We start from the raw sequence: 24,134 nt of genomic DNA on the forward strand, positions 1-24,134 counted from the left end.
AGCGAATCCCCGGTTGGGGGTTTTTTATTAGACCACATTCCTGCATTGAAGGATCACACGATAATAGCCTGATGAAGACGATCGTTCTCTTCGACGACCACACGCGCGGAAATTTGCTGCCATTCACCTTCACACGGCCGGTAGCCGACATCCGGATTGGTATACTAACTATTCGCGAAAAATGGGAAAAGATACTGGGTGTATCTTCGGCTACTGATACAGAGGATTATTTATCGGCAAAGTTTCCATCCGGAAACAATCCCTCCTCTCTTTGGATTAACGGCTCGGTGCTCCCGGATGCCGGCTTGGTTCAGGCGATAAAATCCTTACCGCCCGGAAAGTCGTTGGTGCAGAATGAACTGGTCATTGCATCGTTTGGCGGGAAAGCGGTAAAGGAGCCGCAGCCATATACAGGAGAGCTCTTCCGTATTACCCGTCCGTGGGATATCTTTCTGAAAAATGATATGGCGCTGAGGGCAGATTTCGAATTGATCACCGGCGGAAGGAAATCTGCTCCGCTGAGTGGTACCAACAAGGTAATTGGCGCTGAGAATATTTTTCTTGAGGAAGGCGCCCGTGTGGAATGTGCGGTGCTGAATGCCGGAACCGGACCTGTTTATCTTGCAAAAGATTCTGAAATAATGGAGGGTTCCATGGTAAGAGGTCCCTTCTCGCTGGGAGCGCATTCTGCCCTTAAGATGGGGGCAAAAATTTACGGGGCAACCACCGTCGGACCGCACTGCAAAGTCGGGGGAGAAGTCAATAACTCCGTCATCTTCGGTTATTCCAATAAGGCGCACGATGGCTTTCTGGGCAATTCTGTTCTCGGTGAGTGGGTGAATATTGGTGCCGATTCTAATAATTCTAATCTCAAGAACAACTACGCGGAGGTGAAACTTTGGAACTACATTACCAGGCGCTTTGAAGGTACCGGAACGATTTTTTGCGGGTTAATGATGGGTGATCACAGCAAGTGCGGTATTAATACCATGTTCAACACAGGCACCGTGGTGGGAGTGTTCGCCAATGTATTCGGCTCCGGATTTCCCCGCAATTATTTTCCTTCCTTCGGATGGGGTGGTGCCGCCGGGATTACCACCTACAAATTAAAGGACGCATTTGAAACTGCGGATCGTGTAATGGAACGCCGCGGACTCCGGCTGACTGGTGCCGAGAGGGACATACTGGAACATGTTTTCAGTCTGGATCGCCCGGATGCCTGAACCGGCGCCTACTTTTCATCAATCCTTCTTCAACAGATTTCCAAATACTTTTTCCAGTTTTTCCATTTTCGGCGGAATGGTCATTTTACAATAAGGCTGCTCCTTGTTGCTGCTGTAATAATTCTGATGATAGTCCTCGGCTTTGTAAAACTTTCCAAGTTGTGACAGCTCTGTAATAACAGGACCATCGTAAGCTTTTTCCTTTGTGAGCCCTGCGATAATTTCCTGTGCCAGTTTTTTCTGATCCTCATTCCTGTAAAATATTACCGAACGGTATTGCGTACCCACATCAGCTCCCTGCCGGTTCAGCGTTGTTGGATCATGTACGGTAAAGAAAACTTTGAGGATATCCGCTGCGTTGATTTTGAAAGGATCGAAAACAATCCGGGCAACCTCGGCATGGCCGGTGGTTCCTGTGCATACCTCCTTATAAGTAGGATTTTCTGTTGTTCCTCCGCAGTATCCGGACTCCACGCTGAGCACTCCTTTCAGTTCCCGGTAAATGGCTTCTATACACCAGAAACATCCGCCACCCAGCACAAGTGTGTCCGTACTGCCCATGCCGGAAAGGTGCTTATCTGATGCAGATTCAAATCCCAGTGACACCGAATTGGCGCAGTACCTTTTTCCGGTCGCGGTGGGCCCGTCATCGAAGATGTGTCCGATATGACTGCCGCATTTCCCGCACAGGATCTCTTCCCGGAGCATGCCGTGACTGCTGTCCTTTTGCATCACAATGGCTCTACTGTTAACCTGTGCGTCAAAGCTGGGCCATCCGCAATGCGACTCGAATTTAGCGCTGGACGCAAAAAGAATATTTCCGCAGGCAGCGCAACTATAATGGCCTTCTTCCCGGTGCATCAGAAATTTCCCGGAGTAGGGACGTTCCGTGCCTTTTTCCCTTAGTATGTAATATTGTTCAGGGCTCAGCGATTTCTTCCATTCTTCTTCTGTGCGGCGGATCTCAAAGGAGGAATCCGCGCCGGTGGCTTGTTTGGATTTCATTTCGTTTACGGGTGTTTGTGAACATGCGATGAGGGTACATAATCCGGAGAGAAACAAAAGGAGGCGGGTCGGAAACCGCATGAGGGTCATGTTCAGGGTTTGCATTACGAAATTAACGAAAAGCGGGAGTGCTTTATTAACCCGTTAAGATTATTTAACGCGCGGCCGATATGGCTATGGCTATCACCCCCAGCGCCAGCCCTGCCCAGTTAAGTGCTGATAGTCGTTCACGGAAGAACACGATTGAACTGAGTGTTGACAGGATTACCACTCCCATATTGCAGACAGCGAAAAGTACACCGCTGTCCACCAGCTTTTCGCCTATTGCTGCCATCATGCATACGATGGAAGCTACATTAGGAATTCCCAGCAGAATACCGGCTCTGATCTCTTTCAGCGAGGGTTCTTCCCTGCGTATCAGCAAAGCGACAGCGCCGATGGTTCCCGCGGAAAGAAAGCTAAGGCCCACATACGGAATAAATCCTCCTTCCATGAAAAAGGTCTGCTGCATATAACTGATGATGGCGTCCACCAGTCCGGATCCCACAAAAACCACCAGTCCGAGCAGAAGAGGGAAGGAAACTTTTCCGGCTGACCCGGAGGGAAATGTTTCCGGCCGTTTTATCGAAACTAAAACAACGGCAGCCATGGCTAGAAGAAAGGCAATCACCCGGCTGATGAATAACTCTTCGTTAAAGAAAAAAACTCCGATTAGCACCGGCAGGATAAAGGACATCTTGTTCGCAACGCTCGCGGTGGCGATCCCCAGCGTGTTTGCAGTCCGGGTAACCAGTATGAATACGGATATGAAGACCGCTCCTGTTCCGAGCGCGGCCGTGAACCAGGGCTGTTCGGGCGCATTCAGCAGTACAGTTATGGTTCCCGGGAAGAAGAAAGTACAGATCCCTGCGGTGAAGTAATTGATCACAAGGGCTGGTAGGGAACGGACACCGAAATGACTGAAGGACCGTAATACCACGAACATCATGGCATTGCAGAAAATACTAATCAGCAGCCAGATCATTCCGACCGGTAGATATGCAAGTGGTCGAGTCCGGATTTATGTTGTCCGGCCGGAGGAACAGGCAGGGATGGGCCTTTCACTCCGCTTCCCAGTTTCAGGGGTGCCGTGAACACCCGTGCTTCATCCCAATTGTTTCCCTGAATGAAACTATTCACCAGTTCCCTGCCTCCCTCTACAATGATGGATTGAATGTTCAGTTTATATAATTCCCCTAGTATCCTTGGAATAACTTCTTCCAGGAAATCCACCTGCACAAAATCAATATTAGGCTCGGAGTGATGAGAGGACGCAGTGAAAACAATTGTTTTTTGTGTTTTGTCGAATACGCGGTAATGGTCAGGGATTCTCAGGTCTTTGTCTACCACCACCCGCAAAGGATTACGGCCCTTAACATGTCTGACGGACAAACTGGGATTGTCCATGAGCGCTGTTGTGGTCCCCACCATTATAGCCTGCTCTTCCGAGCGCCAGCGGTGAACGGTGATGTTCGATTCATTACAGGTAATACGTTCCTGGTTTCCCACTTCTGCCATGGACCGTTTCCGGTCAATGTAACCGTCAGCACTCCTGGCCCATTTGAGTATCACATACGGGCGTTGTTTGTTCAAAAAGGTGAAATAGCGGCGGTTCAGCTCCCGGCACTCATTTTCCAGTACCCCGCTGATGACATCTATGCCCGACCTGCGGAGTTGTTCGAGCCCCTGGCCGGCAACAAGCGGGTTCGGATCGGTGGTTCCTACAACCACTTTTTTTATTTTTTTGGAGAGTATGAGGTCCGTGCAGGGTGGGGTTTTGCCCTGATGACAACATGGTTCCAGAGAAACATAAAGTGTGCAGGTGCTGAGATCCACTCCCTTTCCTGCTGTTTGAATTGCCTCTACTTCGGCGTGAGGGCCACCGAATTCACGATGAAAACCTTCCCCCACTACTTCCCCGTCCCTGACCAGAACAGCACCAACCATAGGATTGGGAGCTACGCACCCCAGCCCGTTTGCGGCCAGTTCCAGGCAACGTTTCATCCAAATCTCGTCCACGGCTTTCAAATTTATTCTAATTGTGCCCCCGCAATTCATAATTTTACCAACACCGCATGAACAGGATATTTCAGCATTTCAGTAGAAGTTGGGAACATCGCCCCTTGCAGCTTGTTTTGTACGCTGCGTTGAGCATACGGATCATCGCCGCCCTGTTCTCCCGGGGTTACGGATGGCATGATGATCATTTCCTGACAATAGAGCCTCCGCATTCATGGGTACACGGGCAGGATTATAATAACTGGCTGCCCTCTTCGCATCAGGGCGCATTCAAGCCTTCAGGGCATAGCTTTACATACAGCGGAATCATGTTTGGTATATTCAGTTTCCTCGAAACCGCAGGAATAACTGATCCGCAGTGGCAAATGGTTTTTATCCGGCTCATTCACGCCCTCTTCTCTTTGCTTGTAGTATATTATGGATACCGCATTGCGGAGCGCCTGTATGGGATGCCCGTGGCCCGGACGACCGGTTTACTGCTCGCATTGTTTTATTTCATGCCGTTTCTTTCGGTGCGCAATCTGGTTGAAATGGTTTGTATCCCTTTTCTGCTCGGAGGTACATGGTTTCTTTTACGCGTAGAATCTCTGAAATGGAAATGGGTGCTGTTGTCGGGATTCTTTTTCGGAATGGCTTTCTCCATTCGCTATCAAACCGTGCTATTTACAGCGGGAACAGGCCTCGTTCTCCTTTTTACAGTTCCTTTTTTAAGAACAATGGCCTGGTCCCTTGCACTTGCCGCTACGGTGCTTATTACCCAGGGACTGGTGGATTACATCATCTGGGGGGTTCCGTTTGCGGAATTCTGGGAGTATACTACCTATAATCAGTCGGCCGGAGCCACCGATTATTTCGTGAGGGAGTGGTATATGTACCTTGTGGTGCTGGCCGGTATGCTCCTGCCGCCTTTCAGTGTATTTATACTTTCCGGTTTTGTGGCGGGATTCAGGAGGGCATTGCTCCTTTCCGTCCCGGTGCTCATTTTTCTGGCGTTTCATACCTGGTTCCCCAATAAACAGGAACGTTTTATTTTGCCGGTACTTCCTTTTCTGCTGATCGCCGGATACGGTGGCTGGATCTTACTGTGTGAACGTAAGCTGAACGGAACCGGATGGAAAAAAGTCATACGGATTTCTATGATATTTTTCTGGAGTCTTAACATTTTAGCCTTGATTCCGGTAACCTTGATGTATTCCAAACGCAGCCGGGTGGAAACAATGTCCTGGCTTGGAAAACAGGAGGATTTTGTTTCCTATGTCATTGAAGACAGCAATCATTCTAAGATCACCATGCTTCCGGACTTTTATTCAGGGAAAGGCTATTCTTCCTGGCGCATCATGTCTGATATTCCGGCGACCTGGGTTCATGAGCAGCTGATGTTTTTACCCAGGCAGGAGCGACCTAATTACATGCTGTTCATGTTTGAAGAGCGAGTGCAGGAGCGTATGGATTCTGTGCAGAATTACTTTAAGCTGGAGCCGGTAACAGCGATTGAACCCAGCCTGATGGACCACATTCTTCACCGTTTGAATCCTTATAACAAGAATGAAAAGATAGTCATCTGCAAAATCAAATGGGAATAATATCCGAAGAGCAGCGGGTGGCCGCCGGAAAGAAGCTGACGGCCTTGTATGGCCGGAGTGAGGGAGAGGCCATTCTGCGGATATTGAAGCAGGATTTTACGGAACAGGAGCTTTTCGAGAACGCTGTCCGGAGAGTGCTTAACGGTGAACCGGTGCAGTATGTCTCCGGCTACACTGATTTTCTGAACTGCAGGATTGCGGTGGATCCTTCGGTGCTGATTCCTCGACCCGAAACGGAGGAAATGGTCTGTCTGATACTGAAGGAGAATCCCGGGCCGGTAATGCGGGTACTGGATATGGGAACAGGCAGCGGCTGCATTTCTGTTGCGCTGGCCCGTGCACGTCCGCTATGGCAGGTGGTAGCCTCGGATGTATCTTCCGCAGCGTTACGCCTGGCCGTGAAAAACGCAGCCGACAACAGAGTTGACGTGGAATTCTGGTTGCATGATATATTGCAGAAAGACCCCGGATTTCTTCCCCGCGAACTGGATGTTTTAGTGTCGAATCCTCCCTATATCACCATGGAAGAATCCGCGGAAATGGAGAATTTGGTACTCGATCATGAACCTGCTCTTGCCCTGTTTGTCACAGAAAACGACCCGCTTCAGTTTTACAGAGCCCTGGCAGCATATGGTCTGATCCTGCTGAAAAGCGGCGGACAAATATGGATGGAATGTAACGCGAAGTACACTTCAGAGATTAAGGACTTTTTTGAAACGAAGGGATATCGCTGCGTGAGCATACGGAAGGATCTGAGTGGAAAGGATCGCTTTATACACGCATATGCACCGTGAAATTCGTTATTTTTAAGGCATGACCAGAGAGCAGGCGAAAAAACGCATTGCAGCGCTGTCCGGGGAACTGGAAGAGCATAATTACAGGTATTATGTCCTGGCAGAGCCTTCTGTTTCAGATTTTGAGTTTGACAAGATGATGGAAGAACTCATCTTGTTAGAGAAGAAATATCCCGAATTTCTTTCTCCGCAATCACCTTCCTTGCGTGTAGGCGGAACCGTTACCAGGGAATTTAAGACGGTGAAGCATAAATATCCTATGCTGTCTCTTTCAAACAGCTACTCGGAAGATGATGTGCGGGATTTTGACGAACGGGTGCGTAAATCTCTCAGCGAAAAACCTGAATATGTATGCGAGCTGAAGTACGATGGTTTTGCGATCGGACTTACCTACGCGCAGGGTGAATTGCTCAGAGCTGTTACACGGGGCGATGGCGAGAAGGGTGATGATGTAACGGCAAACGTGAAGACTATCCGGAGCATCCCGCTTCGTTTAAAGGGCCGGGGATACCCTGATGAATTCGAAATCCGAGGGGAGATTTACATGCCGCGCAAGGTATTTGAAGCAATCAACAGGGAAAGGGAGGAAATAGGCGATGCATTACTTGCCAATCCCCGCAACGCAGCGGCAGGAACCATGAAGCAACAGGATTCCGCGGAAGTTGCCAGGCGCAGACTGGATTGTTTTCTTTATTTCCTTCTGGGAGAAGATCTTCCGTACGATGAACATGTGAAGAATATGCTCAAATCGAAAGAATGGGGCTTTCGGATCAACCCCCACATGAAGATATGTCGTTCGCTGGAAGAGGTTATGAAATACCTGGTGTACTGGGACAAAGCCAGGCATGAACTGGATTACGATACGGATGGCGTGGTGATCAAGGTGAATTCATATAAGCAGCAGCAGCAGTTAGGCTTTACTGCAAAAAGTCCGCGCTGGGCAATCGCCTATAAGTTCAAGGCTGCGCAGGCTGTCACGCTGCTGGAGAGTATTTCCTACCAGGTGGGAAGAACAGGAGCGATCACGCCCGTTGCGAATTTAAAGCCGGTGCAGCTGGCCGGAACCACTGTGAAACGGGCTTCGCTTCATAACGCAGATATTATTGAGAAGCTGGATGTGAGGATCGGTGATACGGTATTCGTAGAAAAAGGCGGAGAGATTATTCCCAAAATTGTAGGGGTCGATCTCAAAAAGCGCCCGTCCGACTCGCGCAAATCACATTATATCTCCAAATGTCCGGAGTGCGGTGCAACTCTGGTGAGGCGCGATGACGAAGCGCAGCATTTTTGCCCAAACGATACCGGCTGCGCTCCGCAGATAGTTGGAAAAATGGAGCATTTTACGCATCGTCGCGCTATGAATATTGAATCCTTAGGCAGCGAAACGATTCTGCAGTTTTTTGAAGCCGGACTCTTGAAGAATGCGGCTGATATCTATGATCTGAAAAAGAATGACATATTGAAACTGGAACGCTTTAAGGAGAAGAGCGCTCAAAATGTTATGGACGGCATTGAAGCATCCCGATCCGCCCCCTTTGAGCGTGTTTTGTTTGCGCTGGGAATACGACATGTTGGCGAAACGACCGCTAAAAAGCTGGCATGGCATTTCAGGGAAATTGATGCGTTGATGATAGCGAATGAGATGCAGTTACTGGATGTGGGCGATATCGGAGAAGTGATTGCGAAGAGTGTGGTGGATCACTTTTCAAGTAAGGATAATTTGGAAATGGTCCGGCGTTTAAAAAAACATGGTTTGAATTTCAAATTGTCAGACGAAGTATTGAAGGGACGAACAGACAAGCTGGCAGGAATGACCTTCGTGGTGAGCGGGGTATTCGCCAATTTCTCACGCGACGGTATCAAAGCGGAAATTGAGAAGAATGGCGGAAAATCCACCGGGTCCGTTTCAAAGAAGACATCTTATCTGCTGGCAGGTGACGAAGCCGGGCCTGAAAAGCTGAGGAAAGCTGAATCGCTGGGAGTGAAAGTAATAGGGGAGGAGGAGTTCCGGAAACTGATACGCTGAGGGTTAATCTCACGGGTTTTGCCGAAGAAAGCATCAGGTATTTCTGCTTCTATCACTGAATTAATAAGGAGGCCAATGCCTCGCGGTAATCCTGACGTAAGTTCATGCCATTATGGGTTGCTCCGCTGAGGGTGATGAGGGTGTCACCTTTCTTAAATAAGGAAGAAAGCATGGTGGAGCTTTCGTGGGGAATGATTTCGTCTGCGTCTCCGTGAAAGAGGGTAACAGGACAGGTCACCTTTGGCAAATATTCGTTCGTGGCAAAAGTATATTTCATCAGAAATGAAGGGAGATAGGGATAGGTGCGATGCGCCATGTCACCGAGGTTAAAGTAAGGAGCTTGCAGGATAAGTCGGGAAGGGTGTTGCACTGAAGCTAAGCGCGCTGCGGGGCCTGTTCCTATGGAATATCCTATCACGATGATCTGATCCTCCCGATAGTCTTTCATCATCGTTTCATAGGCAGCCTGTACCCCTCGGTGAAGTTGATCTTCGGAATAAATATTTCCGCTGCTTTTGCCATAACCGGGATAATCCAGGATGAAGAAATCATATCCCAGGTCAATATATAACTCGTACGCTTTCCCCCAGGTATCTAAGGCTCCTGCATTCCCGTGAAGGTAAAACACCAGCCCTCTGGATGAATCCGATCTGAATAGCAGCCCGTGTATTGTGTCGCCGGCACTGGGAATTAATGATTCTGTGAAGGAATGTTGAAACTGGAAGGCGAAATCGCGGTCCAGTTTCTTTGGATGAAAAATGAGGGCTTCCTGGAAGAAATAGACTACAGAGCAAAGAACTATATAGAGGATTGCCAGAACAATAAATGTACGCTTAACCGTTTTTAGTAATGCTCTCATAGAATAAATAGATGGTAGATGGTGGATGATCTGGCGGAGGAATAAGGCCGGGGTCGAAGAGAAGAAGGATACCTTTACTCCTCAAAGCCCTCTGCCCTGTGCGCGAAATCAATAAATACAGAAAAGCCGAATGAAAAAGAACTGGTGAGCCCCGTCTTTTCTTTTTCGGAATAACTTTTATGCTCATTCAGGCAAACGCCATCGGGGTTAAACTCGTAAGTCAGCAGGTTATAGTTCACCATTAATCCCATTCCGAACCCCTCGTCAATCATCCACACATAGGAAACATTTGGTTCGAGATTGATGGCCTCCACATTTTTATCGAACGGATTTCCATTCACACACGGTATTTTAGAATAATCTAACCAGTTGTAGCCTGTATTGAGAGCAGGTGTGAGGAGGGCGTTTTTTCCTACAGGCTTATCGAAGGAGAAGCGGAGAAGGGCATTGTGCGTATGCTGGAGCATATCTACATCGGGAATCTTGTTGCCCCGTACCTGAAATTGTTTAAAGCGGTAAGCTACTCCAAGGTTCAGCATTTTTCCGATCCTGCGGTTTACACTGAAGCCAAGATCAAAAATTCCTGTAAAGGAAAGTTTGAATGCTTTATTAGCCACTGGCTGTGGCACCATAAAATCCAAACGGGTGGTCCAACGGATATCGTCTGCCTTATCCTGAGCAGAGATCAGTATGGGAAGAAAAAGAAGAAGTAGAAAAGTCCTTCGCATCACTCTTTGCCGCGGAATCGTTGCACCACTTCCGTACTGACGCCGGTGGTGGAATAACCGCCGTCGTGAAAGAGATTCTGCATGGTCACAAAACGAGTCATATCGGAAAACAATGTGATGCAGTAATTGGCACAATCTTCGGCGGGGGCATTCCCCAGCGGCGAGAGGCAATCTGCAAATTCGTAAAATTCGTCGAAACCTTTGATCCCCGATCCGGCTGTTGTTTTGGTTGGTGACTGGGAAATGGTATTCACCCTTACCTTTTTGGACTTTCCATAATGATACCCAAAGCTGCGGGCGATGCTTTCCAGGAGAGCCTTCGCTTCCGCCATGTCATTGTAAAATGGGAAAGTCCGCTGTGCAGCTATGTACGACAGGGCAACCACACTGGCCCACTCATTCAGAGCATCTGTTTTCATAGCTACACTGAGCATCTTATGAAAGGATACGGCAGACACATCAAGTCCTTTGTTAAGAAATTCGTAGTTCAGTTCTGTGTAGGGAACATTTTTCCGTACGTTCACCGACATACCGATACTATGCAGAACAAAATCAATTTTCCCGCCCAGTATCTGCTGACTTTTAGTAAAAAGATGCGTAAGATCCTCCACGCTCGTAGCGTCCGCCGGAATCAGTTCCGCATTGCATTGTTCGGATAATTTTTTGATCTCACCCATCCGCAACGCAATCGGGGCATTGGTGAGAACAAAAGTGGCTCCCTGTTCATGGGCTTTTTCTGCCACTTTCCATGCGATGGAATTGGGATCGAGGGCACCTGAAATGATGCCGCGCTTTCCTTTAAGTATTCCCTGAGACATAATGGACGTTTAACCGTACAAGTATACCGATTTTTCCGCTAATGGTCGAGAAGTTCCCTCGCCGTATTAAGCGCATTTTCACTTGGTTTGCCCGAACTGAGCAGTCCGGCCACCTCCCGCACCCTTTCTTCCGGGCCCAGGCGGCTGAGAAGAGTCTGAACCCCTGCACCCTTATTCTGTTTGAATACCTTAAAATGTGCCGTTCCTTTTCCTGCTACCTGGGGCAGATGGGTGATGGCGATCACCTGCATCTTTTCCCCCATTCGCGCCAGGATACCGGCTACCTTTCCGGCCACAGTACCCGAAACTCCTGAATCGATTTCGTCAAAAATAATGGTGGGAAGTGTCCGGTGCCGGGCTACGATGGACTTTAAGGCGAGCATGAGCCGGGAAAGTTCGCCCCCGGAAGCCACTTTCCCGATCTCCCGGAGGTCTGAACCCGGATTGGCAGAAAATAGAAAATCCGCCCGGTCTGCTCCGTTTGTTGTCAGATCAGGGGTGGAAGACAGCTGTACCCGAAGTTCCGCCTGGGGCAGGGCAAGATCCCCGAACAGCATTTTTATTTCATTCTGGAGGGCAGGAATGCTCTTTCTCCTGTGCTTGTGCAGTTCCTCTGACTTTTTCCTCAGTTCTTTTTCCTCCTCGGCGCATTCTTTTCTCAGACTTTCCAGCGATTCGGCTTCTGTGACGGTCTTTTCCAGCTTCGCGGAAAATTGCTGTTTTAATTCCAATAAGGCCGACACCTCATTCACCCGGTGCTTTTTCTGCAGGTGATACAGGTGGTCAAGTTTATCGCGCAGCAGGACCGCCTGTTCCGGACCTGTTCCGGCCGCAATTGCTCCCTGACCGAGTTCAGCAGCGATATCCTTCAGTTCTTCCAGAGCTGAACTCAGCCTGCGCGTAAGTTCCTCTGCCCGCGGACTTTTATCGGCGAACGACTTCATCAGATTGCGCGCACGCGTCAGCGTTGTGAGCAGTCCGCGTTGCTCTGACTCTAGCAATTGTTCCGCTTCATTCATGGCCTCCCGCAGCTTCTCCGAGTGTTCTTGCTCCTTCAGTTCCATTTCCATCCGCCGCTGGTCCAGTTGTTCCAGCCCCGCCTCCTCCAGTTCCTTGAACTGAAATTCCAAAAAATCTTTTTCCCGCATCTGTCTGGCCAGCTCCTCCTCCCGATCCTGAAGGGAGGCAAGGTTCGCTTTCCATTGATGGTATTGTGCCCTGTAGTCTTCTGTTTTTTCTGTACACCCCGCCACAAGATCCAGCAATTCCATCCGGAACTCCCCACGCCGCAAAAACAGTGTCTCGTGCTGTGAGTGAATGTCCACCAGTTCTTCACCCAGCTCCCGAAGAATCTGGAGGGTTACCGGTGTGTCATTGATGAAGGCCCTTGATCTGCCATCCGCCCCGATTTCTCTCCGCAATATGATGACTTCGCTATGATCCAGGTCCTTTGCTCTGAACCATCCTTTGAATCGTCCCCTCGTATCACTGAACCGGCCTTCAATGATGCACTTTTTCCGTGAATCCTCTGCCCGGTTTCCAAGTAAGAGTCCCAAAGCTCCCAGAAGAATAGACTTTCCTGCACCGGTTTCACCCGTGATAACATTAAAGCCTTCCCCCGGCTCCCATTCAAGCCGGTCAATCAGGGCATAATTGACAATAGAAAGATGCTGCAGCACAGGTTCAAAATTATTCATTATTTTGTTCCTTTATCTCCCGAGTTATGAAGAACCGTGTTACCGGATTGTTTAAAATAAAATATCCTCTCATCCAGGGTGGAATGATTTGGTGCAGCGGGTGGGAATTGGCTGCTGCGGTAAGTAACGCCGGCGGACTGGGGCTGATCGGTGCCGGATCCATGTATCCCGATATTCTCAGAGAGCATATTATTAAATGCAAGGAAGCAACAGATAAGCCTTTCGGAGTCAACCTGCCTTTGCTGTATCCCGACATCGAGAAGCATGTGAACAGCATTATCGAACTGGGAGTGAAGATCGTATTCTCTTCTGCGGGAAATCCCAAAACATGGACGTCCAAACTCAAGGAAAACGGAATCACAGTGGTACATGTGGTGTCCAATGTAAAGTTTGCAATAAAATCAGAAGAGGCCGGGGTGGATGCGGTGGTCGCGGAGGGATTTGAAGCTGGCGGGCATAACGGCCGGGAAGAAACCACCACGATGGTTCTGATTCCTATGGTGCGTGATGCTGTTAAAATTCCGGTGATCGCTGCCGGGGGTATCGCTTCCGGCAGAGCCATGCTTGCGGCATTGGCCCTTGGAGCAGATGCGGTACAGATCGGGTCCCGTTTTGTTGCGAGTACGGAATCCTCAGCACACGCTGATTTTAAAAAAAGAGTCATTGAAACGCCGGAGGGCGGCACACAGCTTTCGCTGAAACAGCTAACTCCTGTACGCCTGATTAAAAACACGTTTTTTGAAGAAGTGAACAAGGCAGAAATCGCCGGTGCCGGAACGGAGGCACTGAAAGCACTTTTAGGAAAAGGACGATCCCGAAAGGGTATGTTCGAGGGCGACCTGGAAGAAGGAGAACTCGAAATCGGTCAGGTAAGCGGAGCCATTCGCAAGATAATGCCGGCTGGAGAAATTGTGAAGGAAATTATTTCGGAGTATGAAACTGAAAAACGGAAACTTTGTTCCGGACTATAAATTTCCTCCTCTGATCCTTTGAACTATTTCATCGCTCTGATACCGCCCGAGCCTGTTTTATCCAGGGTACAGGCTCTCAAAGAGGAAATGAGTCTGCGCTTTCATTCCAGGCAGGCACGTTATTCCCCTTCGCACATCACGCTGCACATGCCCTTTGAATGGAGAGTGGACCGGGAGCAAGAACTAAGGGATATGCTGGACGGGGTTGCAAAGAATTTACATCCTTTTAAAATAGAATTACAGGGTTTTGGTGCTTTCGCTCCACGGGTGATCTTTGTAAAGCCGCTGCCGTCGGAGGAACTGCGAAGAGTGTATGCGGCCGTAGGCGAGGCAGCGCGTCGCAGACTCGGCATCGTTTCTCAGGATGCATATGCAAAGCCCTTTCATCCGCACATGACCATTGCCTTTCGGGATCTGCGTAAAGATCAATTCAACCATGCGTGGGAAGAATTCCGGCTTCGCCCCTTTTCTGAATCATTCAATTGCAACGGCGTCAGTCTTCTCCGAAAAGCGGGAAAGTACTGGGTTGAGCATTACCGGTCTGAGTTCTGAGAAATGCTGTAATTTAGGGGAAGAGAATGAATCAGTCGGTCATACAGGTTCCGGTTTTTCCTCTTCCCTTTGTTATTCTTCCCGGAGAGGAAAGAGGCCTGCATGTCTTTGAACCCAGGTATAAACTTCTCATCCGGGAATCACTTCTTACGCATCGGCATTTTGGTATTCCCTGTACTTCCGGTGCCAAAATGCTGGGTTTTGGTTCTCTGGTGAGGGTCAGCAGGGTGCTCAAGAAATACGCTGACGGCAGAATGGATATTATGGCAGAAGGGGTGGGAACGTTTGACCTGGAGGGCCTCATGGCGATAGAAACCAGGGAGGTCTATGGAACAGCCATGATCGCAGTCAATGAAGAGGACCACTTTCCTGTTTCCCGCGCAGTTTTCGACCGGTTCTTTTCAGTTTATGAAGAATTAACTGGCAGGATCTCCGAACGCGACGAGTATGACGGATGCGATCTCTTCAGGCTGGCCGTCAAATTACCTTTACATGATTCCCAGAAAATCGCTTTGGTTTCTGCGCGAACGATCGCCCGCCGGGAAAGACAGCTTGAAAAAATGCTGGAGTATCTCTTGCTCGTGCGCAAGCAGGAAGAGCAGATTCGAGGCCGCGTTTTTCCGAATTAGACTGCAGTATCCGGGTATCTCCTTATCTTTATCCCATTATGACACTTCTCTCATCAAAAGTAGCCCTCATCACCGGAGCCTCACGGGGGATCGGCCGGGGTGTTGCGCTGAAATTTGCCGCCAGCGGGGCCCATGTGGCATTCACTTATCTCTCCAGTGTGGAGAAGGGGCAGGAACTGGAAAAAGAACTTGCTGCATTCGGGATAAAGGCGAAAGGCTACCGGTCGGACGCGGCAGACTTTAAAGCGGCGGAACAACTGGTAGAGGAAGTGGTAAAGGAATTCGGAACAGTGGATATCCTGGTAAACAATGCTGGGATCACACGCGACAATCTTCTTATGCGCATGACTGAGCAACAGTGGGATGAAGTGATCAGCGCCAATCTGAAATCTGTTTTTAATATGTGCAAGGCCATACAGCGTCCAATGCTAAAAGCCCGGAAAGGTTCAATAATCAATCTTAGTTCGGTGGTGGGAATACGCGGAAATGCAGGACAGGCGAATTATGCTGCCTCCAAGGCGGGAATTATCGGACTGAGTAAAAGTGTGGCGCTTGAACTGGGTTCCCGGAATATCCGCTCGAATGTGATCGCCCCCGGATTTATTGAAACGGAAATGACCGCTGCGCTTGATCCCAAAATTGTGGAAGGCTGGAAACAAACTATTCCGCTGAAGCGGGCAGGAACAGTGGAAGATGTGGCGAATCTGTCCGTCTTCCTGGGCTCTGATCTCTCTTCCTACATCACCGGACAGACCATCACGGTCTGCGGCGGTATGCTCACCTGATTTATCCCTGCCTCTTGAGTATCGTTGTTGAATCACCTGCCCTCATCCTTCTCTGCATTCTGGCGGGTGCAGTGTACAGCGGCGTACTTTATTTCCGGAATAAATCTGCGGCAGAGATACCCCTCGCACTTCGGATAGTTTCCGCGGCGTTTCGTTTCCTGTGTGTGGCTTTTATAGCTTTCTACCTTCTGGATCCTATGATTAAAATGGTCAACAGGGAAACGGAAAAGCCACTCATTGTGGTGGCACTGGATCATAGCGCATCGCTTATCAATGGAAAGGATTCTGCGTATTACAAAACTCAGTTTCCCGATGCGCTCCGTAAAATGCTGGATGATCTTGCATCAACGTATGATACCGTAACCTATTCGTTCGGAGATAAGGTACGAAACGGGATCGACTGCAGGTTTGGGGATAAAAGCACGGATATTGCTTCTCTCTTCCGTGAACTGGACGATCGGCTTTCAAACCGGAATGTGGGAGCGATTATTCTTGCCTCCGACGGAATATACAACCGGGGTTCTAATCCGCTGTTTTTAAAGACGGGGCTAAAATGCCCGGTGTTTACGATTGCCCTTGGTGACAGTACTGTGCGAAAGGATCTGATTCTTCGGAATGTGGCGCACAACCGCTACGCGTATCTCGGAAATACCTTTCCGGTGGAAATGTTTGTGGATGCGCGTCAGATGAAGGGTTCCCGTTCTGTTCTCACAATATCAAAAGGCAATCAGATTGTTTTTTCGGAAACTATTTCTGCCGGCAGTTCATCGTACGTCCGAACGGTGAGTGCCATGATTGAGGCAAAAGAGCCCGGACTTCACCGGTACCATATTAGTCTCACACCCGTGGAAGGGGAAGTTAATCTGAAGAACAACAGCCGGGATATCTTTATTGAGGTGCTGGACAGCCGTCAAAAGATACTCATTCTGGCGCAGTCGCCTCATCCGGATGTGAATGCTCTCAGGTCTGCTATCGAAATAAACAGGAATTATGAAGTCGAAGTGAGTGTTATTGATCAGTTTTCAAAGGGTTTTGAAGCATATAACCTGGTGATTCTGCATCAGTTGCCGGCTCCGGATGCAGGGGCAAATAAAAAGCTGGAACCGCTTTTTTCTTCCAGCCTGCCTGTATTATTTGTTCTCGGTACGCAGTCGGATGTGGTGGCGCATGCCAGGCTGAACGCGGGTATTAAAATCCCTGAGCACAAAGGGAAATCGAATGAGGTGACCTTATCTCCTTCGGAAGGTTTTACGCTTTTCGAACTATCTGCGGATGCAAAGAGTTTTTACCGCAAGTATCCTCCGCTGACAGCACCCTTCGGAAATTATAAATCCAGTCCTTCCTGTGTACCTGTCTTCTACCAGCGCATCGGAATGGTGAACACCGGCAACCCGGCCTGGGCGTTTGCAGATATGGGAGGAAAGAAATCGGGCATCATTTCTGGAGAGGGTTTGTGGAAATGGAGATTGTTCGAGATGTCGGAAAAAGGAAACACAACGTATTTTGATGACCTGGTCAGCCGTTCGGTGCAATACCTTGCAGTGAAAGCTGATAAAAGTCTTTTCCGGGTCTACGGTAAGTCCGATTTTCTTGAAAATGAAAATATTGAACTCAACGCAGAGGTCTACAATGAAACCTATGAGCTGATAAATGAATCGGAAGTGAACATCGAGATCATAGATGAGGAGGGAAAGAAGTACGCATTTACGTTCACTCCAACAGGTAAAAGCTACCGTCTGAATGCGGGCATTCTCCCGCCGGGGAATTACCACTATGAAGCTCGAACCAAAAGCGGTGATAAAATTCTTACGGCGCGCGGCCAATTCAGCATTTCCACCATTCACCTGGAGCAGGTAAGCACTACGGCCGATCATCAGTTGCTGTACGCGCTGGCGAAAAAGAACGCAGGTGCTATGATGTATCCTGGTAACATGTCCGGATTACCGGATATTCTCAATGCCCGGGAGGATGTGAAAACTGTGACGTACATGCATCGGAAACTTTCCGATCTTATAAACATACGTTGGCTGTTTTTTATGCTCTTGTTGCTGCTGGCAGCAGAGTGGCTGATACGGAAGCGCAGCGGCGCGTACTGATCAGAGTAGCCCTTTGTAATAGAGAGCGGCCATATCCATCAGAATCGCTACTGAATAGTGCAGCAGTGTTCCCATCCAGATAGAGTTGCTCTTCAGGCTGAGTGCGCCGAGCGTAATGCCCGCCAAAACCGATCCGAGTGTTTCCGCAACCGGTTTCTGAAAATGGATCATACAGTACGGAATACACATAAAAAATATAGCATAGTATCCGAAACGGGCTTTGCTCCCATGCAAAAGGAAGCCGCGGAAAAAGAACTCCAGCGTGAAGAACTGAAAAAAGTACATCGCTTCCCATATCCAGAAACCTGTACTTAAGCCCTCGCCTGCTACCTGGTAGAATGGATATTTTGCCTGAAATCCGCTTCCTTTTCCCACCAGCAGTACCAACGGTATCATTACCGTGAGCAGGAGGACATAGAGCCAGGCGTCTTTGATCACGCCTTTCCCCCTGAGTCCAAAATCACGAACCTTTTTTTTGAGCAGCCACCGGATTACAGCCATGGGGACAATCAGGTAGCAAATAACCACCACAAATATCCACCAGCCGAGGCGGATGAGTTCATAGGAAGAGGTACCGGAGGTGGTTAGCGGTAACTGATCGTCGAATCCCAGCAGGCGTGCAATTTCATAGAAGTAAAAATCATCTCCGAAATAGCGGATCAGGATAAGGCAGATCATGGCGGTAATACTCACGATCGCCACTTCCCGCCCGGCTCTTCTTTTTCCCTCTGTATCTCCTTCTTTGATCTCCGCTTCCTTTCCTGCCGCGTGCGCCTGCGTAAAGAGTTCTTTAAATCCGGCGAGCAGGTTCATTAAAAAATAATTACATTTGTGGAAGCAGTCAAAACAAAGCCTATGAGAAAATTCTTAGATACTTGTTTCAACTGGGGAGAGGCTGGTCCTTTTGCCCTTGTTTGGATGATTGGAGCACTTGCTGCAACGCTTTTTCTGGCCTTCGCCGGAAAGTTATAAGGCAGGTTCCAGTACCGCATAAATAGGAAAATGATCGGAGAAGCTCTCCGGTAATGTTTCAAATAGTGTGGCGTTCCATTCCCTTCCGTACAGGATGTAATCGATCCTGAATGAGGGGAATTTTCCGTTATAGGTTTTTCCCAGTCCGCTTCCTCTTTCCTCAAAGGCATCCTTCATGCCCCGTGCCATCGTATGATAGGTGTAGGAATAAGGGGAGTCGTTGAAGTCTCCGCAAACGATCTTCGGATAGGGGCATTTGAACATATGTTCACTGATGATCTCGGCTTGTGCGGCACGGCGAATAAATCCTTTTTTGAGTTTTGAAAATATCCGTTCTGAGCTTTTTATTTCATCAACTTCCTTTCCACTACCCAAGCTTTCAAGAAACTTGAGATCGTCAGTATTCAGGCGGTTGCTCTGCAGGTGCACGTTATACACCCGGAGGGTGTCGCCGTCCTTCAATATGTCTGTGTAAATACAGGCGTTGTTCGTTTGCTCGTTGAAATCAATGAATCCTCGGTTAACAATGGGATATTTGCTGAAGGTGGCGATTCCGAAACGCTGGTCTTTGATCTTCAGTGTGTACTCCACATGGTAGAATGGTCTCCGGAGTATCAGAAGGAACGTGTCCAGTATTTTAAAGTGACTGTCGTTATCATAAAATTCCTGCAGACAGAGAATATCCGCATTCTCCTTTTTAAGAAAGAGCATAATACGGTCCCGGGTGTTCTTGTTGCTGGTCCAGTTGTAGAGGTCGAACAAACGAACATTATAGGAGAGTATTTTGACCGGGTGCGAAGGGTGTTCTTCGGAAGGACTGTTCCACTGTAACAGATGTCCGAAATTGGACCAGGAAAGCAGAAGCGGAATCAGTGAAACTATCGTCAGTCTTTTCCGGAAAATAATCCAGAAAACTATAAATAGTACATTGACCCAGAGGAGGTAATACCAGGAAAGTCCGAGAAAGGCGAGGGGATAAAAATCGGCAGGACTATAATGCGGAGCCAGCAGGGAGAGTGCCGTCAGGAGGGCAATAAGAATATTTACCCAGAGCACCAGGCGTAAAGCCAGCGGGTTTCTGCGCTTTAGATCTTTTCCGGCCGGTTCTTCTTTAGGCATCAGATTTTATTGCTGTATTTGAACCAGTCTTCTTTTTCTTCCTTTGTTAGCGAATCGTAACCGGAGCGGTTGATCTTATCCAGAATGTCATCAATTCTCTTTTGTGCATCTCGTTTGCTCACGCTTTCACCGGCAGATCGACGGTGTACCACTTTGAGTTTCTTTTTCGGGAGTTTCAGATTCCAGCCATTTTTTATGCTACGTATATAAAGGTATCCGAAAAACGCTCCTCCCAGATGCGCGATGTGCCCGCCTGTGTTGCTGAACTGAGTTACCGCCAGCAGATCGAAGAGAATCATGAAGAGTGCGAGGTACTTGATGCGTACAGGACCAATGAAGATCAGATTCACAGAATAGTCCGGCACGAGCGTGGCGGCGGCGGCAACGATGGCCATCACGGCCCCGCTGGCGCCGATCATGAAAGCGGCGATGCCATACCATTGCGGAAATAGCTGGTACATAGTCCATGCCAGTGCGGCGGAGACCAGGCCGCCCCCGAAATATACAATGCTGAACCGCTTCTTTGTAAATTCACTGAAAATGGAACCAAACCAGTATAAGTTTAGCATGTTAAAAAGAATATGCGTCAGACCGCCATGGATGAAAAGCGAGGTAAACAGCGTCCATGGCCGGGTGAGGAGCAGGGCCGGATCATAAGGAAGGGCAAGCCAGTTTTCTATTCTGTGTTGCCAGGAATTAATCTCTCCGCCGCTGAATCCTGCCAGCAGGAGTACGATGCGGAGGAGTAAGTTGAGCAGAAGAAAAACGGCTACGTTGGCAATGATGATACGGATAAGGGCGCTGGGAGAGCGCAACTGCATCCGTATATCGTTGGTGATGGATCGGAACATGATTCAGAAACTGTGCTTACGCCCCCAGAGTTTGATCATCAGAAAACCGAATGCCATTCCTCCCAGGTGCGCGAAATGCGCCACCTGATCGCCAGGAAAATCGGCTACACCGTAAAAGACTCCCACTGCGATCATCAGAATTACAAAGTGCTTGGCACGCATCGGAATGAACAACATAAAATGAATCAGCATGTTCGGAAACAGCATTCCGAATGCCATCAGCAATCCGTAGATGGCACCTGAAGCACCTACGGTGGGAATGTCCTCTACAGAGCGGCGAATCATTTCAGCCCGCGCTTTCATCCCGTCCAGATGGTAACGGTTCCCAGGCTCCTTATCGGCCTGTGCAGCCAGTTCCTTCAGGGCAACGGGATCATAATCTGAGTACTGCGGATCTTTGGACGCAAGTTCCAGTAACCCTTCATTGCGTTCAATGAGTGTAAGGAAGTCCGACGTATTCTCAGACGTTTCGTAGCTAAACGCAGGCATAAGTTTGAATCCGGTATAGGCCTGATGGGTAATACTGGCCCCCAGTCCGCATACCATATAAAAGATCAGGAAACGCCGGGAGCCCCAGAGATTCTCCAGCATGGCACCGAACATCCAAAGAGAAAGCATATTGAAAAAAACGTGGAAGAATCCACCATGCATAAAAATATGAGTGACGAACTGATGCGGCATGAATTTTTCGGAGGAAAAGAAATGCAGCGCACCCCAGCGCATCAGGTCAATGTCCATACTTTGGGAAAGTACCTGGGTGGCAAGAAAAATAATAACGTTGATGATGAGAAGGTTCTTCACCACCGGAGGCATAATCTGGAATCCTGTCGGACGATAGTCGCTCATCGTTCAAAAAATTGTGCAATCTCTTCGTAGTTGAGGGTAATCAGTGTAGGCCGTCCGGAGGGAGACAGCGCGGGATGTTCACACGCAAAAAGATCATCGATGATTCCCTCCATTTCCTCCGGACGGAGTACACGACCGTCTTTCATGCTCATTCCTGCGGCCACCACAGCGGCAATATGCTCCTCGAGTCCTTCCTTGTTTTCGGCCCCGCTTATGGTCTGTTTCGCAATAAGAGTTTCCAGGGCTGAAAGGGCATCGGTCTCACTCATCTCCGGCGGAATACCGTGGATCACGTAGGTGTCTTTCCCAAATTCGTTCAGGTCGTATCCCGCCCCGCGCAGCACGGGCTCCAGCTCTTTCAGTACCAAAAAATTTTCAGAATTAAGGGTAAAATGCTGGGGGAAGAGCAGTTGCTGGCTTCTCCCTTTTTGCTTCCTGATGCCTGATAATATTCGTTCGAACAGGATACGCTCATGTGCCTGCCGGATTTGAATAATCATCAGTCCGCTTCGGATAGGTGATAAAATATATTTTCCCAGTTGCAGGGTGATTACGTTGGGCTTTTGCTCCGGTATTTCCTGGGTGGGCAATAACGGATGGTCCGTGGTGAGTGTGCTTTCAAAATAGCGGTTCAGCTCCTTTGATGAAGCAAGTCCGCCGGATGGTGCTCTCTCCTTACTGAAAGGGTTATAATCCGGATTCACTTTAATAGTTGGGGGAACGATGGGTTTGTCTGCCGGGTGATAGGTCTGAAACCCTGTTTCCTGCTCAAAGTCCAGGGTGGGAGAGAGGTTGAATTTTCCAATCGAATTTTTCACAGCGCTTCGCAATATAGAGTAGATGTGATGATCGTCCTCGAATTTAACCTCTGTTTTGGTGGGATGAATGTTCACATCAATGCGGGAGGGATCTATGCTAAGAAACAGAAAATAGCTTACAAATTCCCCGGGCGGGATGAGTCCTTCAAAGGCAGCCTGAACAGCATGGTGCAGGTAGGGACTTTTAATATAACGGTTGTTGATGAAAAAAAACTGTTCTCCTCTTGTTTTTCTTGCGAAGACGGGCTTGCTTACCAGTCCGCTGATCCGGACAATCGTAGTCTCTTCTTCTACGGGCATCAGCTTTTCATGATAACTGCCACCATATATCGCACTGAGCCGCTGGCGCAGCGTGCCCGCCGGTAATTGCAGTTCTTCCTCCCCGTTATGGATCAGCGTAAAGGCTGTTTCGGGATGTGCGATGGCTACCCTGTGAAATTCTTCCAGCACATGCCGGTATTCTACGTTGTCGGATTTCAGAAAATTACGACGGGCCGGAACATTATAAAAAAGATTTTTCACAGCGAGCGAGGTGCCGGTATTGGAAGAGCAGGCTTCCTGACTTTTGATCTCGTTCCCTTCGATGATGATGCAGGTGCCGGTCTCTGCCTCTGCGGTTTTTGTTTTCAGCTCCACCTGCGCGATAGACGCAATGCTTGCAAGGGCTTCCCCCCGGAACCCCTTGGTGCGTATCTTAAAAAGATCATCTGCATTCCGGAGTTTGGATGTGGCATGCCGCTCAAAGCACATCCGGGCGTCCTGCTCGTTCATTCCGCTTCCGTTGTCTATCACATGAATCAGGGTGCGTCCTGAATCCTTCAAAATCAGCCGGATCTTCGATGCTCCCGCATCTATCGCATTTTCAAGCAGTTCCTTCACGGCCGATGCCGGTCTTTGGATCACTTCGCCGGCAGCGATCTGATTTGCCACAGCGTCGGGAAGGAGTCGGATGATGCTGCTCATAAAACGTGGTTTAAAGATACAATTTATACCGAAGGCCTTTCTTAATCTCATCTGATTTCTATGCTCAGAATGACCTATCTTTGGTAAAACAGACAAAATGAAGAAATTGTTAATGCTTTTCGGAGTGTCCCTTCTTGCGGGATCTCTTTTTGCGGGCAACGGATACGGCTTTTTCACAGCACCTCCAAATCAGGGGGGGGAATTAGCATTTGGTCAGCAAAAAATTGTATTCACCGCCGGTTATGGTATGGGGAACCTTAGGTTATGGCTTTGGTCCGAATTTTCGGATGAATTGAATTTTTCGTCCTCTGCGCTGGGACCGCTGCATTTCCGCGGTGAGGTTGGCATTTCGGATAATGTGGGAATCGGACTCAGTGTCAACCATATGACACTTAAGCAGACCTGGGACGGAGACTCGGGGTATTATTACAAATACACGTTTAATACAACCAATTATCTTCTTCGTTTCAATTTCCACTTCAGTGTAACGGAAACCGTGGATCCTTACTTTGGCATCGGTGCAGGATATGCTTCGAATGTACACAAATTCGAAAGCAACGATCCTTACTGGGATGATAGTTCGGTAAGCGGTATGGTGCCATTCGGCTTCGAAATGGCAGTGGGTGTACGTTATTATTTTATCCCGAATTTCGGCATTTACGGTGAAATTGGCTTGGGGAAATCAATAATGAATGGAGGAATAGCCCTGGCTTTCTGACCCCCTTCTATTCATAGTGCATT

Annotated in this window: 22 protein-coding genes; 10 read left to right on the top strand and 12 right to left on the bottom strand. The window is 48.7% G+C overall.

Going from position 1 to position 24,134, the window contains the following annotated elements; genetic code table 11:
• Positions 1–71 precede the first annotated feature (71 nt).
• Positions 72–1,223, top strand: a complete 1,152-nt coding sequence (locus IT233_05095; GenBank protein MCC7301997.1) for a GlmU family protein — start codon at positions 72–74, stop codon at positions 1,221–1,223.
• 18 nt (positions 1,224–1,241) lie between these two features.
• Here IT233_05095 and IT233_05100 read toward each other — a convergent pair whose 3' ends face one another.
• The 3 genes from IT233_05100 to ribD all read right to left on the bottom strand — a co-directional run bounded on the left by IT233_05100 (position 1,242) and on the right by ribD (position 4,325).
• A complete protein-coding gene (locus tag IT233_05100) occupies positions 1,242–2,309 on the bottom strand; it encodes a bifunctional methionine sulfoxide reductase B/A protein (GenBank protein ID MCC7301998.1) in 1,068 nt (355 codons plus the stop codon).
• Between the two features lie 73 nt (positions 2,310–2,382).
• Positions 2,383–3,252 carry a DMT family transporter gene (locus IT233_05105; GenBank protein ID MCC7301999.1) on the bottom strand — a complete coding sequence of 290 codons (870 nt, stop codon included), beginning with the start codon at positions 3,250–3,252 and terminating at the stop codon, positions 2,383–2,385.
• Positions 3,249–4,325: a bifunctional diaminohydroxyphosphoribosylaminopyrimidine deaminase/5-amino-6-(5-phosphoribosylamino)uracil reductase RibD gene (ribD, locus tag IT233_05110; GenBank protein MCC7302000.1), complete on the bottom strand. Its 1,077-nt coding sequence runs from the start codon at positions 4,323–4,325 to the stop codon at positions 3,249–3,251. Before ribD ends, IT233_05105 begins: the two co-directional genes overlap by 4 nt.
• Before the next feature lie 17 nt (positions 4,326–4,342).
• Between ribD and IT233_05115 the strand changes: the two genes are divergently transcribed.
• Genes IT233_05115 through ligA form a run of 3 tightly spaced genes read left to right on the top strand, consistent with a single transcriptional unit; the run spans position 4,343 to position 8,689 of the window.
• On the top strand, positions 4,343–5,869 hold the full coding sequence (locus IT233_05115; protein ID MCC7302001.1) for a glycosyltransferase family 39 protein: 1,527 nt from the start codon (positions 4,343–4,345) through the stop codon (positions 5,867–5,869).
• Complete coding sequence (prmC, locus tag IT233_05120; protein ID MCC7302002.1) at positions 5,860–6,663, top strand: peptide chain release factor N(5)-glutamine methyltransferase; 804 nt, start codon at positions 5,860–5,862, stop codon at positions 6,661–6,663. Before IT233_05115 ends, prmC begins: the two co-directional genes overlap by 10 nt.
• 19 nt (positions 6,664–6,682) lie before the next feature.
• The gene (gene ligA / locus IT233_05125; GenBank protein MCC7302003.1) at positions 6,683–8,689 is read left to right on the top strand and encodes an NAD-dependent DNA ligase LigA; all 2,007 of its coding nucleotides are present in this window, start codon (positions 6,683–6,685) and stop codon (positions 8,687–8,689) included.
• Between the two features lie 52 nt (positions 8,690–8,741).
• Here ligA and IT233_05130 read toward each other — a convergent pair whose 3' ends face one another.
• The 4 genes from IT233_05130 to recN all read right to left on the bottom strand — a co-directional run bounded on the left by IT233_05130 (position 8,742) and on the right by recN (position 12,773).
• Complete coding sequence (locus IT233_05130) at positions 8,742–9,548, bottom strand: alpha/beta hydrolase (protein MCC7302004.1); 807 nt, start codon at positions 9,546–9,548, stop codon at positions 8,742–8,744.
• A 74-nt stretch (positions 9,549–9,622) separates the two neighbouring features.
• Positions 9,623–10,276, bottom strand: a complete 654-nt coding sequence (locus IT233_05135) for a hypothetical protein (protein MCC7302005.1) — start codon at positions 10,274–10,276, stop codon at positions 9,623–9,625.
• The gene (locus tag IT233_05140) at positions 10,276–11,094 is read right to left on the bottom strand and encodes an SDR family oxidoreductase (GenBank protein ID MCC7302006.1); all 819 of its coding nucleotides are present in this window, start codon (positions 11,092–11,094) and stop codon (positions 10,276–10,278) included. Before IT233_05140 ends, IT233_05135 begins: the two co-directional genes overlap by 1 nt.
• 38 nt (positions 11,095–11,132) lie before the next feature.
• On the bottom strand, positions 11,133–12,773 hold the full coding sequence (recN, locus tag IT233_05145) for a DNA repair protein RecN (protein MCC7302007.1): 1,641 nt from the start codon (positions 12,771–12,773) through the stop codon (positions 11,133–11,135).
• A gap of 44 nt (positions 12,774–12,817) precedes the next feature.
• Here recN and IT233_05150 point away from each other — a divergent pair, with 44 nt between their 5' ends.
• The 5 genes from IT233_05150 to IT233_05170 are packed head-to-tail and all read left to right on the top strand — an operon-like array spanning position 12,818 to position 17,824.
• Positions 12,818–13,762, top strand: coding sequence for a nitronate monooxygenase (locus IT233_05150; GenBank protein MCC7302008.1), 945 nt, complete (start codon positions 12,818–12,820; stop codon positions 13,760–13,762).
• A gap of 18 nt (positions 13,763–13,780) precedes the next feature.
• Complete coding sequence (locus IT233_05155) at positions 13,781–14,314, top strand: 2'-5' RNA ligase family protein (protein ID MCC7302009.1); 534 nt, start codon at positions 13,781–13,783, stop codon at positions 14,312–14,314.
• A gap of 26 nt (positions 14,315–14,340) precedes the next feature.
• Positions 14,341–14,943, top strand: a complete 603-nt coding sequence (locus tag IT233_05160) for an LON peptidase substrate-binding domain-containing protein (GenBank protein MCC7302010.1) — start codon at positions 14,341–14,343, stop codon at positions 14,941–14,943.
• 38 nt (positions 14,944–14,981) lie between these two features.
• Positions 14,982–15,728, top strand: coding sequence for a 3-oxoacyl-[acyl-carrier-protein] reductase (gene fabG, locus IT233_05165; protein ID MCC7302011.1), 747 nt, complete (start codon positions 14,982–14,984; stop codon positions 15,726–15,728).
• A 14-nt stretch (positions 15,729–15,742) separates the two neighbouring features.
• A complete protein-coding gene (locus IT233_05170; protein ID MCC7302012.1) occupies positions 15,743–17,824 on the top strand; it encodes a hypothetical protein in 2,082 nt (693 codons plus the stop codon).
• Here the strand turns inward: IT233_05170 and IT233_05175 are convergent, their stop codons facing one another.
• The 5 genes from IT233_05175 to mutL all read right to left on the bottom strand — a co-directional run bounded on the left by IT233_05175 (position 17,825) and on the right by mutL (position 23,393).
• Positions 17,825–18,637 (bottom strand): CPBP family intramembrane metalloprotease, encoded by an 813-nt coding sequence (locus IT233_05175; protein MCC7302013.1) that lies wholly within the window; start codon positions 18,635–18,637, stop codon positions 17,825–17,827.
• Between the two features lie 153 nt (positions 18,638–18,790).
• Positions 18,791–19,915: an endonuclease/exonuclease/phosphatase family protein gene (locus IT233_05180; GenBank protein ID MCC7302014.1), complete on the bottom strand. Its 1,125-nt coding sequence runs from the start codon at positions 19,913–19,915 to the stop codon at positions 18,791–18,793.
• Positions 19,915–20,766 (bottom strand): rhomboid family intramembrane serine protease, encoded by an 852-nt coding sequence (locus IT233_05185; GenBank protein MCC7302015.1) that lies wholly within the window; start codon positions 20,764–20,766, stop codon positions 19,915–19,917. Before IT233_05185 ends, IT233_05180 begins: the two co-directional genes overlap by 1 nt.
• Positions 20,767–20,769: 3 nt before the next feature.
• The gene (locus IT233_05190) at positions 20,770–21,369 is read right to left on the bottom strand and encodes a rhomboid family intramembrane serine protease (protein ID MCC7302016.1); all 600 of its coding nucleotides are present in this window, start codon (positions 21,367–21,369) and stop codon (positions 20,770–20,772) included.
• A gap of 239 nt (positions 21,370–21,608) precedes the next feature.
• The gene (gene mutL, locus IT233_05195) at positions 21,609–23,393 is read right to left on the bottom strand and encodes a DNA mismatch repair endonuclease MutL (protein ID MCC7302017.1); all 1,785 of its coding nucleotides are present in this window, start codon (positions 23,391–23,393) and stop codon (positions 21,609–21,611) included.
• A gap of 97 nt (positions 23,394–23,490) precedes the next feature.
• On the opposite strand from mutL, the gene IT233_05200 reads away from it, so the two are divergent.
• The gene (locus IT233_05200; protein MCC7302018.1) at positions 23,491–24,111 is read left to right on the top strand and encodes a hypothetical protein; all 621 of its coding nucleotides are present in this window, start codon (positions 23,491–23,493) and stop codon (positions 24,109–24,111) included.
• Positions 24,112–24,134 lie beyond the last annotated feature (23 nt).

This window comes from Bacteroidia bacterium, from assembly GCA_020852255.1.
Classification (GTDB): Bacteria; Bacteroidota; Bacteroidia; order JADZBD01; family JADZBD01; genus JADZBD01.

Excerpts from the sequence above, each read along its gene's own strand:
- IT233_05200 (MCC7302018.1), top strand. The coding sequence starts at position 23,491 with ATGAAGAAATTGTTAATGCTTTTCGGAGTGTCCCTTCTTGCGGGATCT.
- IT233_05135 (MCC7302005.1), bottom strand. The coding sequence starts at position 10,276 with ATGCGAAGGACTTTTCTACTTCTTCTTTTTCTTCCCATACTGATCTCT.
- fabG (MCC7302011.1), top strand. The coding sequence starts at position 14,982 with ATGACACTTCTCTCATCAAAAGTAGCCCTCATCACCGGAGCCTCACGG.
- IT233_05175 (MCC7302013.1), bottom strand. The coding sequence starts at position 18,637 with ATGAACCTGCTCGCCGGATTTAAAGAACTCTTTACGCAGGCGCACGCG.
- prmC (MCC7302002.1), top strand. The coding sequence starts at position 5,860 with ATGGGAATAATATCCGAAGAGCAGCGGGTGGCCGCCGGAAAGAAGCTG.
- IT233_05150 (MCC7302008.1), top strand. The coding sequence starts at position 12,818 with ATGAAGAACCGTGTTACCGGATTGTTTAAAATAAAATATCCTCTCATC.
- IT233_05105 (MCC7301999.1), bottom strand. The coding sequence starts at position 3,252 with ATGATCTGGCTGCTGATTAGTATTTTCTGCAATGCCATGATGTTCGTG.
- IT233_05130 (MCC7302004.1), bottom strand. The coding sequence starts at position 9,548 with ATGAGAGCATTACTAAAAACGGTTAAGCGTACATTTATTGTTCTGGCA.
- IT233_05100 (MCC7301998.1), bottom strand. The coding sequence starts at position 2,309 with ATGCGGTTTCCGACCCGCCTCCTTTTGTTTCTCTCCGGATTATGTACC.
- IT233_05115 (MCC7302001.1), top strand. The coding sequence starts at position 4,343 with ATGAACAGGATATTTCAGCATTTCAGTAGAAGTTGGGAACATCGCCCC.
- IT233_05160 (MCC7302010.1), top strand. The coding sequence starts at position 14,341 with ATGAATCAGTCGGTCATACAGGTTCCGGTTTTTCCTCTTCCCTTTGTT.
- IT233_05185 (MCC7302015.1), bottom strand. The coding sequence starts at position 20,766 with ATGTTCCGATCCATCACCAACGATATACGGATGCAGTTGCGCTCTCCC.
- IT233_05140 (MCC7302006.1), bottom strand. The coding sequence starts at position 11,094 with ATGTCTCAGGGAATACTTAAAGGAAAGCGCGGCATCATTTCAGGTGCC.
- ribD (MCC7302000.1), bottom strand. The coding sequence starts at position 4,325 with ATGAATTGCGGGGGCACAATTAGAATAAATTTGAAAGCCGTGGACGAG.
- IT233_05180 (MCC7302014.1), bottom strand. The coding sequence starts at position 19,915 with ATGCCTAAAGAAGAACCGGCCGGAAAAGATCTAAAGCGCAGAAACCCG.
- mutL (MCC7302017.1), bottom strand. The coding sequence starts at position 23,393 with ATGAGCAGCATCATCCGACTCCTTCCCGACGCTGTGGCAAATCAGATC.
- IT233_05190 (MCC7302016.1), bottom strand. The coding sequence starts at position 21,369 with ATGTTCGGTGCCATGCTGGAGAATCTCTGGGGCTCCCGGCGTTTCCTG.
- IT233_05095 (MCC7301997.1), top strand. The coding sequence starts at position 72 with ATGAAGACGATCGTTCTCTTCGACGACCACACGCGCGGAAATTTGCTG.
- ligA (MCC7302003.1), top strand. The coding sequence starts at position 6,683 with ATGACCAGAGAGCAGGCGAAAAAACGCATTGCAGCGCTGTCCGGGGAA.